The 7540-nt window shown below is 72.8% G+C and carries 6 protein-coding genes and 2 pseudogenes; 3 read left to right on the top strand and 5 right to left on the bottom strand.

Going from position 1 to position 7540, the window contains the following annotated elements; translation table 11 throughout:
- From ACFWM7_RS31645 to ACFWM7_RS31635, 3 genes and pseudogenes are all read left to right on the top strand, one after another.
- Positions 1-241: pseudogene (locus tag ACFWM7_RS31645) on the top strand (N-acetylmuramoyl-L-alanine amidase); the annotation flags it as partial.
- A pseudogene (locus ACFWM7_RS31640) lies at positions 226-1479 on the top strand (N-acetylmuramoyl-L-alanine amidase); the annotation flags it as partial. The pseudogenes ACFWM7_RS31645 and ACFWM7_RS31640, both read left to right, overlap by 16 nt.
- Positions 1480-1525: 46 nt before the next feature.
- Positions 1526-3043 (top strand): carboxylesterase/lipase family protein, encoded by a 1518-nt coding sequence (locus ACFWM7_RS31635; RefSeq protein WP_383267188.1) that lies wholly within the window; start codon positions 1526-1528, stop codon positions 3041-3043.
- On the opposite strand, the gene ACFWM7_RS31630 is transcribed toward ACFWM7_RS31635, so the two are convergent.
- The 5 genes from ACFWM7_RS31630 to ACFWM7_RS31610 all read right to left on the bottom strand — a co-directional run bounded on the left by ACFWM7_RS31630 (position 3040) and on the right by ACFWM7_RS31610 (position 7483).
- Complete coding sequence (locus ACFWM7_RS31630) at positions 3040-4149, bottom strand: CopD family protein (protein ID WP_383267186.1); 1110 nt, start codon at positions 4147-4149, stop codon at positions 3040-3042. The two genes, ACFWM7_RS31635 and ACFWM7_RS31630, sit on opposite strands and share 4 nt — an antisense overlap.
- Positions 4150-4310: 161 nt before the next feature.
- Positions 4311-4526: an EF-hand domain-containing protein gene (locus ACFWM7_RS31625; protein WP_205086169.1), complete on the bottom strand. Its 216-nt coding sequence runs from the start codon at positions 4524-4526 to the stop codon at positions 4311-4313.
- A 39-nt stretch (positions 4527-4565) separates the two neighbouring features.
- Positions 4566-5396, bottom strand: coding sequence for a polysaccharide deacetylase family protein (locus ACFWM7_RS31620; RefSeq protein ID WP_383267184.1), 831 nt, complete (start codon positions 5394-5396; stop codon positions 4566-4568).
- 400 nt (positions 5397-5796) lie between these two features.
- A complete protein-coding gene (locus ACFWM7_RS31615) occupies positions 5797-6312 on the bottom strand; it encodes an ATP-binding protein (RefSeq protein ID WP_383267182.1) in 516 nt (171 codons plus the stop codon).
- Positions 6313-6646: 334 nt separating this feature from the next.
- Positions 6647-7483 (bottom strand): protein kinase, encoded by an 837-nt coding sequence (locus ACFWM7_RS31610; protein ID WP_383267190.1) that lies wholly within the window; start codon positions 7481-7483, stop codon positions 6647-6649.
- Positions 7484-7540 lie beyond the last annotated feature (57 nt).

Raw genomic sequence — 7540 nt, 5'->3', positions numbered from 1 at the left:
AGTCTGGACCACGGCCGCCGTCACCACGGCGGCCGTGGTGGGCGACCTGGTGTTCCAGGGCGTGACCGGCACCTCCGACGCCGACGGCGACGGGCGGGCGGCGGACGCCAAGTCCGGTCCGGTGAAGGCCGATGTGCACCGCGCCGCGCTGAAGACCTCCGCCGACGGCGGCTCCGCCTCGCTCTCGCGCCGCGCCACCGAACCCTTCAGCCTGCTCGGCGTCACCTGGACCGGCCCGTGATGGGGGCGCACACCTACGGCTTCAACCGGGACACCGCCGGGATCGCCGTGATCGGCATGTACACCGACACCAAGGCCGCGACCGCGGCGACCACCGCCGTCGCCCGCGTCGCCGCGTGGAAGCTCGGGCAGTACAAGGGCGACCCGGCCAGTTCGGTCCAGCTGACCGCCGGGGCGGACGGCATGAACTTCGCCGGGAAGACGTTCAACGCGGGCCGGGCCTACCCCTTCCAGCAGATCTCCGGACACCGCGACGGGTTCAACACCGAGTGCCCCGGCGGGAGCCTGTACGCCCAGCTCCCCGCCATCCGCTCGCTGGCCGCCGGCCCCGTCACGGGCCTCACCATCGCCTCGGTGACCGGGGCGGACGCCTCCGGCTCCACGTACTACACCCGGTCGAAGATCACCGTCGGGTGGCGGGCGACCACACCCGCGCCCCTCGTCCGGAGTTACGAACTGCTCGCCGGCGGAAAGCCCGTGGCCACCGTCAAGGGCAGCGTCATGTCGGCCGCCGCGACCCTCCCCGCCGGCAAGCACGCCGTACAGGTCCGGGCCACCCACCAGTCGGGGAAGACCTCACTGTCCCCGGTCGCGACCGTGGTCGCCGAGACCACACCGCCGGTCTTCTCCACCAAGCCCGCCCTCACCCTGCGCACCGGCACGGTGAACGCCACCGCCGTTCCGCTCACCCTGAAGTGGAAGGCCACCGACGCCGCCGCCCTCAAGGAGGTCCGGCTCACCGCGCCCGTCGCCAGGACGTACGGTCCCACCACGGGCAGCGCCTCGCACACCGCGAAGCCCGGCACGGCGACCGCGTGGAAGATGACGGCGTACGACCACGCGGGCAACACGGCCGCCGCCTCGGTCTCCGGCACCCCGGTGATCCTCCCGGAGTCCGCTGCCAAGAAGACCGGAACGTGGACCACCAAGTCCTCCGGCAGCTATCCGGGCGGCAAGTCGTACTCCAGCAGCACCAAGAACGCGAGCCTCAGCTGGACGTTCACCGGCCGGTCAGCCGCCTGGGTGGTGTCGCGGGCCGCCACTTCGGGGCAGGCATACGTCTATGTCGACGGCAAGAAGGCCGCCACGGTGGACCTGAAGTCCTCCACCACCAAGTACCGGGACGCGATCTGGACGACGTCGTGGTCCTCCAGCGCCAAGCACACGGTCAAGATCGTGGTCGTCGGCACGAAGGGCCGCCCGACCCTGACCACGGACGGGCTGGTCCATCTGAAGTAGCCGCCCGGACCACCGCACCGCACCGCGAGAGAGGTTGGCAGGCACCATGACCGACATCGTGGCGGGGACTCCCCCGCGGGCAAGGACCGCGCACGGCACCGTGCGCGGTGCGGTGGAGCGGGGCGTCGCGGTCTTCCGCGGCATCCCGTACGCCGCTGCGCCGGTGGGCGCGCGGAGGTTCCGCGCGCCCGAGCCGCCGGAGCCGTGGACCGGGGTGCGCGAGGCCGTGGCGTACGGTCCCACCGCCCCCAAGCGGCCCTACGCCCCGCCGCTGGACCGGCTGCTGCCGGATCCGGCGGTCCCGGGCGACGACTGGCTGAACCTCAACGTGTGGACACCCTGGCCCCGGCCGGACGCCGCCGGTCTCCCCGTCCTCGTGTGGATCCACGGCGGCTCGCTGGTGCACGGCTCCTCCGCGGTGCCGGTGTACGACGGGTGGGCGTTCGCCCGGGACGGGGTGGTGCTCGTCTCCGTCAACTACCGCCTGGGCGTCGAGGGCTTCGGCGTCCTCCCGGACGCACCCGCGAACCGGGGGCTGCTGGACCAGCTGGCCGCCCTGGAGTGGGTGCGCGACAACATCGCGGCGTTCGGCGGCGACCCGGAGCGGGTGACGGTGGCCGGGGAGTCGGCGGGGGCGATCTCCGTCGCCGGGCTGCTGGCCGCGCCCCGGTCGGCGGGGCTCTTCCGGCGGGCGGTGCTCCAGAGCGGGGCACCCGCCGCGCTGCCCCCGGACGCGGCGCGCGGGACGACCGAGCTGATCGCCAAGCGGCTCGGGGTTCCCGCGACGGCCGCCGCGCTGGCCGCCGTGGACCCGGAGGCGCTGCTGACCGCGCAGACCGAGGTGACCAGCGGCGGGAACCCGCTGACCGGCCGCCACTCCTTCGAGCTGGTCGTCGACGGCGACCTGCTGCCCCACGACCCGGTGGCGGCGCTGGAGGCGGGCGCGTCCGCCGGGGTGGACCTGCTGCTGGGGACGAACACCGAGGAGTACCGGCTCTGGTTCGTGCCCGGCGGCCTGACCGAGGGGATCAGCCGGCTGAAGCTGCGCCTGGCTCTGCTGAAGTTCCGGGTGCCGAACGCCACCGCCCGCACCTACCGGGCCAACCGCCCCGACGCCACACCGGGTGAGGTCCTGGGCGCGCTCGCGACGGACCTGCTGCTGCGGGTGCCGCTCAACCGGCTGGCCGACGCCCGGACCGGGACGCCCGGGGCCACGTACGTGTACGAGTTCGGCTGGCCCACCCCCGTACAGCGGCTCGGGGCCTGTCACGCGCTGGAGCTGGGGTTCGTGTTCGACACGCTCGCCCACCCCGACACCCGGGCGCTGACCGGCCCGGACGCCCCGCAGGAGCTGGCGGACGCGATGCACCGGGCGTGGGTCGGCTTCGTGACGGACGGGGATCCGGGGTGGCCGTCCTGGGACGCGCGGCGGCCGGTGGGGTTCTTCGGCCAGGGCGGCCAGGGCGGCCAGGACGGCCGGGACGGTCAGGAGAGTCCGGCCGTGGTCCTGGCCCCGCGCGACGACGAGTTGCGGAGCTGGAAGCCGTACCGGAACGCCTCTTAGGGCCTGAGCGAGATCCAGTGCGGGTCGGGGACCACGGTGAGGACGGCCGAGACCACGACGACCAGTCCCAGTACGACCTGTTCACGGCGGGCCAGCCGGTGCGCGACCGACGGGTCGGTGTCCCGGAGCATCCGCCGCCGCGCCGCCAGGGCCAGCATGCTGACGACGGCCATCAGCGCCAGCTTGACCAGCAGGGTGCGCCCGTAGGCGGAGGTGAACACCACGTCCAACGGCAGCCGGCGCAGCATCGAGGCGGTGCCGGTGGCAGCGAGGGCGACGTACAGCCAGATCGCCAGGCGCGCGTACCGGCCGAGCAGCGCGCGGGCCGCGACGGGCGAGCCGCGCCAGAGCCACATGGTGCGCAGGACGTACAGCAGACCGCCGGTCCACAGCGAGGCGGCCGTCAGATGGACGACGGTGAGGGCGGCGCCGAACTCGGGGCTGTACGCCTCTGGGTGGGCGCGCAGGGCCTCCGCGCCGATGACGACGGCGAGCGGGACGAGTGCGAGGGCGGGGCGTTTGCTCGCGGCGCAGAGGGCGGCGAGGACCAGGCCGTTGGCGATGAGGAGGAGCAGTCCGCCCTCGCGGGTGCCGTAGGTCTCGGTGATCCCGAGATCGCTGACGGCGGCGAGCCGGACGATCTGCCCGGCCGCTGCGGCGGACCCGGCGAGCGAGGCGAGCACCGCCCAGCTCCGTACGGCGGTACGGGGTCGGCCCCGGACGGGCCGGATGAGCTGCGGGGCGAGGAGTTCGCCCAGGTGGAGGGCGAGCGCGGCGAAGAGGACGGTGCGGAGCACGGTGGTCGGCCCCGCGCCGGGTATCCGGAGCTCGCCGGTGCCGCGGGCGACGAGGCCGGGCCCGAACAGGGCGATGAGGAGGGCGAGGACGCCTGCTGCGCAGAGCAGGAGAGGAGCCGTCCACGAGCGTCCGGCCGCCGCCTGCCCGGACGCTCCCCCGGGTATCGCGCCGACGCGCGGCGCATCGCCCGAAGGCGTCGTCGGCGTGACCGGCGCGGTCGGCGTGGTCGACGCCTGAACGGCCGCCGCCGCGGGGGGTATGCCGAGGCCGGCCGGCGCAGCCGGGTCGGCGGGAGGTCCGGAGAACATCACGGCTCGATCCTCGCCGGTGGACAAAGCCGCAGCAAGCCGCGCACGGTGGGCGGGAGGCCCGCAAGGCACCCGGAAGGGAGCCCTCCGGACGTACCCGTCGGCGGCCGGCCCCGACCGGCGCGGGACCGGCCGCCGCAACGGATGAAGCTCTACCCGGCTCAGGCCTTGTTCTGCGCGGCCCAGAACTCGTCGAAGGTGAGCAGGCCGTCGCCGTTGCCGTCGTGGGCGTTGATGATCGCCTGCGCCACCGTCTCGGTGACGAAGGGGTCGCCCAGCTGGGCCATCGCGCTCTTGTATTCGTTGGCCGTGATGAGGCCGTCGCCGTTCGCGTCGAACTTGTCGAATACCGTGCGCGCCGACTCGATGTCCGCCACTGTTCCGCCCCTTCGTGATGCCGAATGTCAGGGGTCAGATTATCGGGCCGTCCGGGTGACGTCGGCGGCCGGTCGGCCCATCAGCTCCGTGGCCGTCACGGCGTGCAGCCCGCGCCGGCCGATCTCGGCGAGGAGCAGCGGCAGCGCGTCGACGGTGACCGGGCGGCCGAGGCTCAGCTCCACGACCGATCCGTTGCGCAGCTCCCCGGCGACCTTCCGGGTGACGGCGGCGACGCGAGTGGCCGCATGGTCGAGCGACTCCACGTCACAGCCGAGGACATGGGGGTAGCCGGCCCGCCGGGCGAGGCGCTGGACGAGCGGGGAGGCGTACGCGGTGGGCGAGGGCCGGAACCAGGAGCCGATGGACCCGGTGAGCCGGCGCAGCCGCCGGGCGCAGGCGGCGATCTCCTCGTACGCGGCGCGCTCGTCCAGGGCCGCGAGGTCGAGGTGGTGCTCGGTGTGGTTGCCGATCTCGTGCCCCCCGTCGAGGATCCGGCGGGCCAGGCCGGGGTGCTCGCCGAGCCAGGTCCCGACCGCGAGAACCGTGACGCGCGCCCCGGCCTGTTCGCACCGGGCGAGTGCGGCACGGGCGAGGTCCGGGTCGCCCCGCCCGTCGAAGGTGAGGGCGACGCGGGGCCGGTCCCGGGGGCCGTGCGTGATCCGGAAGGGCAGCCCGGGGAAGCGGCGCGGGGCGGCGGCCGGGAGAGTGCCCGGGGCGGCGGCCCCGGCGGGGCCCGGGGCGCTGGGGCCGGGCGCGGCCGGGGCACGGGAGCCGGGGGCGGCGCAGCCCGCGGCGAGGGCGGCGGCCAGCGCCCCGGCCCCCGCGCCCAGTACGTCACGGCGGCCCACCGGAGCCCTGTGTCCGTCCATGCCCGACCACCTCGCGTTCCACGGGTACGACCGATTCCCGGGGACACAGTAGGGGCGCACTGACCGAAATAGGACGATTGAGCAGTTCAACAGATGATCAATGAATCATTCAAGGGATGCCATAAGGATGCATGGAAACCCAGGCGAGTGACCGAGCACACCTGCGATTCAACTCAAGGATGTCCTTTTAATCCTTAAATACCCCGACAAGTCGCTTTGGCACCGAGGTCGCCCGTCTGCCATAGTCGGAGCCACGACCCCCATTGACCCGGGCCAGGTCGTCCAGAGCGGCCGTGAACACACCCCCCATTTCACGGCCCCCGTCAGAAGCCCCCGCAGCGCCGCACCCCGGCCGACCGGGGGCTTCTGCGTATCAGCCGGAGGGGGAGACTTCCCCGTATCAGCGGTCGGAGATCCGCATCTCGAACCAGGTGGTCTTGCCGCGCGGCAGCAGGTCCACACCCCAGCGGTCGGAGAGCTTGTCGACGAGGAAGAGCCCCCGGCCGCTGACGTCCATCTCACGCACCGGCATCAGACACGGCAGCCCGCGCGAGGGGTCGCGCACCTCGATGCGGATCCACCCCCGGCGGCGCACCATGCGTAACCCGAAGACCCGGGCCCCGGTGTGACGCACCGCGTTGCCGACGAGCTCGGAAACCAGGAGCACCGCGTACTCGGCGGTCTGCGGCGAGAGGGCCCACTGGCGGAGCACGACACAGGAAGTGAGCCGCCGGGCCGTAGCCGCCGACTCCGGGCGGGACGGCAGCCGGACTTCCCCCTCGGTCGGATTTCCGAACAACTCCAGCGCCTTGAACGCCTGTTCGTCATCCACGATCGACGAACTGCGTGCCGCCGTCGCGCTGCTGCGCGGTCGCGGCTGCTCCACACCCTCCAGGCCCGCCATGCCCACCATCATGGCCGCACGATTCGCCCTCCGGGGCCGTTCCTTCGGAATCCGCACCCCGGCCCAACGCGGCCCACGGAAGGCTTTTGGCATATGCCTACGGCAATCCAACCCCACGAACGGCCTTCCTGAGCTGCGACGACGCCCAGCCCGACGGGAATTGCCCGGACGGCGACGCCACCGGGCCTTAAGGTTGCCTTAAGGCCCGGATAATCCGCTCTGACGGATGAACCCCCAACCGAGGGCCCACCCGACCCGACTATCGGCGGCCCCGACCTGACTACGGGTCACCGGCCATCTGACTACGGATCAGAGGGTTATAGATTCGCATCCTGCCGAGTGCGGCTCAGCGCAGGGCCTCACGGACCCCTTGGATTGTGGGCCGGTCGCCGGGAGCCGGACTGAGCATGGTGTCGATCAGGTCGCCCAGCTCGCCCGGCGCTCGGACGGGCCGACGCCTGCCGCTCGCGACGGCTCGCCTCTGTTCGGGGCGGGGTGCGTCGTCCGGGTACTCGACGGCACGCCAGCCCGTGGCGGAAATGAGCAGGGATGCGCCCAGCGCGTAGATGTCGGCTTCCTGTGTGGGTTCGGCCTCTCCGATGGCGAGCACACTGCGCGCGATCTCCGGAGCCTCGTAGTGGACCAGGCAGCCGCGGAACGGGAAGTCGTACTCTTCGGGTACATGCCCGCCCCGAGCGAGGGCGAGGTCGATGAGATGCGTCCGCTCCGGCCCGATGACGAAGTGGGCGGGCTGTACGTCACCGTGAGCCCACCCCTTGGCGTGAAGCTCGGCCAGCGCCTCGACACAGCCCAGTGCGACGCTGGTGTGCAGTTCGACGGGCGAGTCCTTGACGCGGCAGGGCTCCCACAGTTGGTAGAGGTCCGACCCCTCGCGCCACGGCTGGAGGTTCCACGTTCCGCGCTCCCACGTGCCGTACGCCACGTCATCCGAACCGAGGCGATGCAGCACGGCCCCCTCGCGTCCGGGTGCGAGCGCGGTCCAGGGCTGGGCGGGCCAGTCGGCCGTGCCCTCGACCGGATGGCCGAGCTTTACGGCGTAGTGGCCCCGATGGCTCTCCACTTCCCAGACCGTGGAGCCCCGGCGGTGCACCACGAGGCGCTGAGCCGTAGGCATGAGGGTGTCGAGCACCACGATCGGCAGTTCAGGGACTGACCCGGACAACATCTCTTCTCCTTCCGGTTCCGGTTCCGGCGAACGCGGCCGGCCACGACTCGTGGC

The sequence above is a fragment of the Streptomyces sp. NPDC058375 genome, from assembly GCF_042723425.1.
In the GTDB taxonomy this organism is placed as follows: Bacteria; Actinomycetota; Actinomycetes; order Streptomycetales; family Streptomycetaceae; genus Streptomyces; species Streptomyces durocortorensis.
Note: the sequence above shows the minus strand (reverse complement) of the source record. Positions and strands in the feature narration are given on the sequence as shown.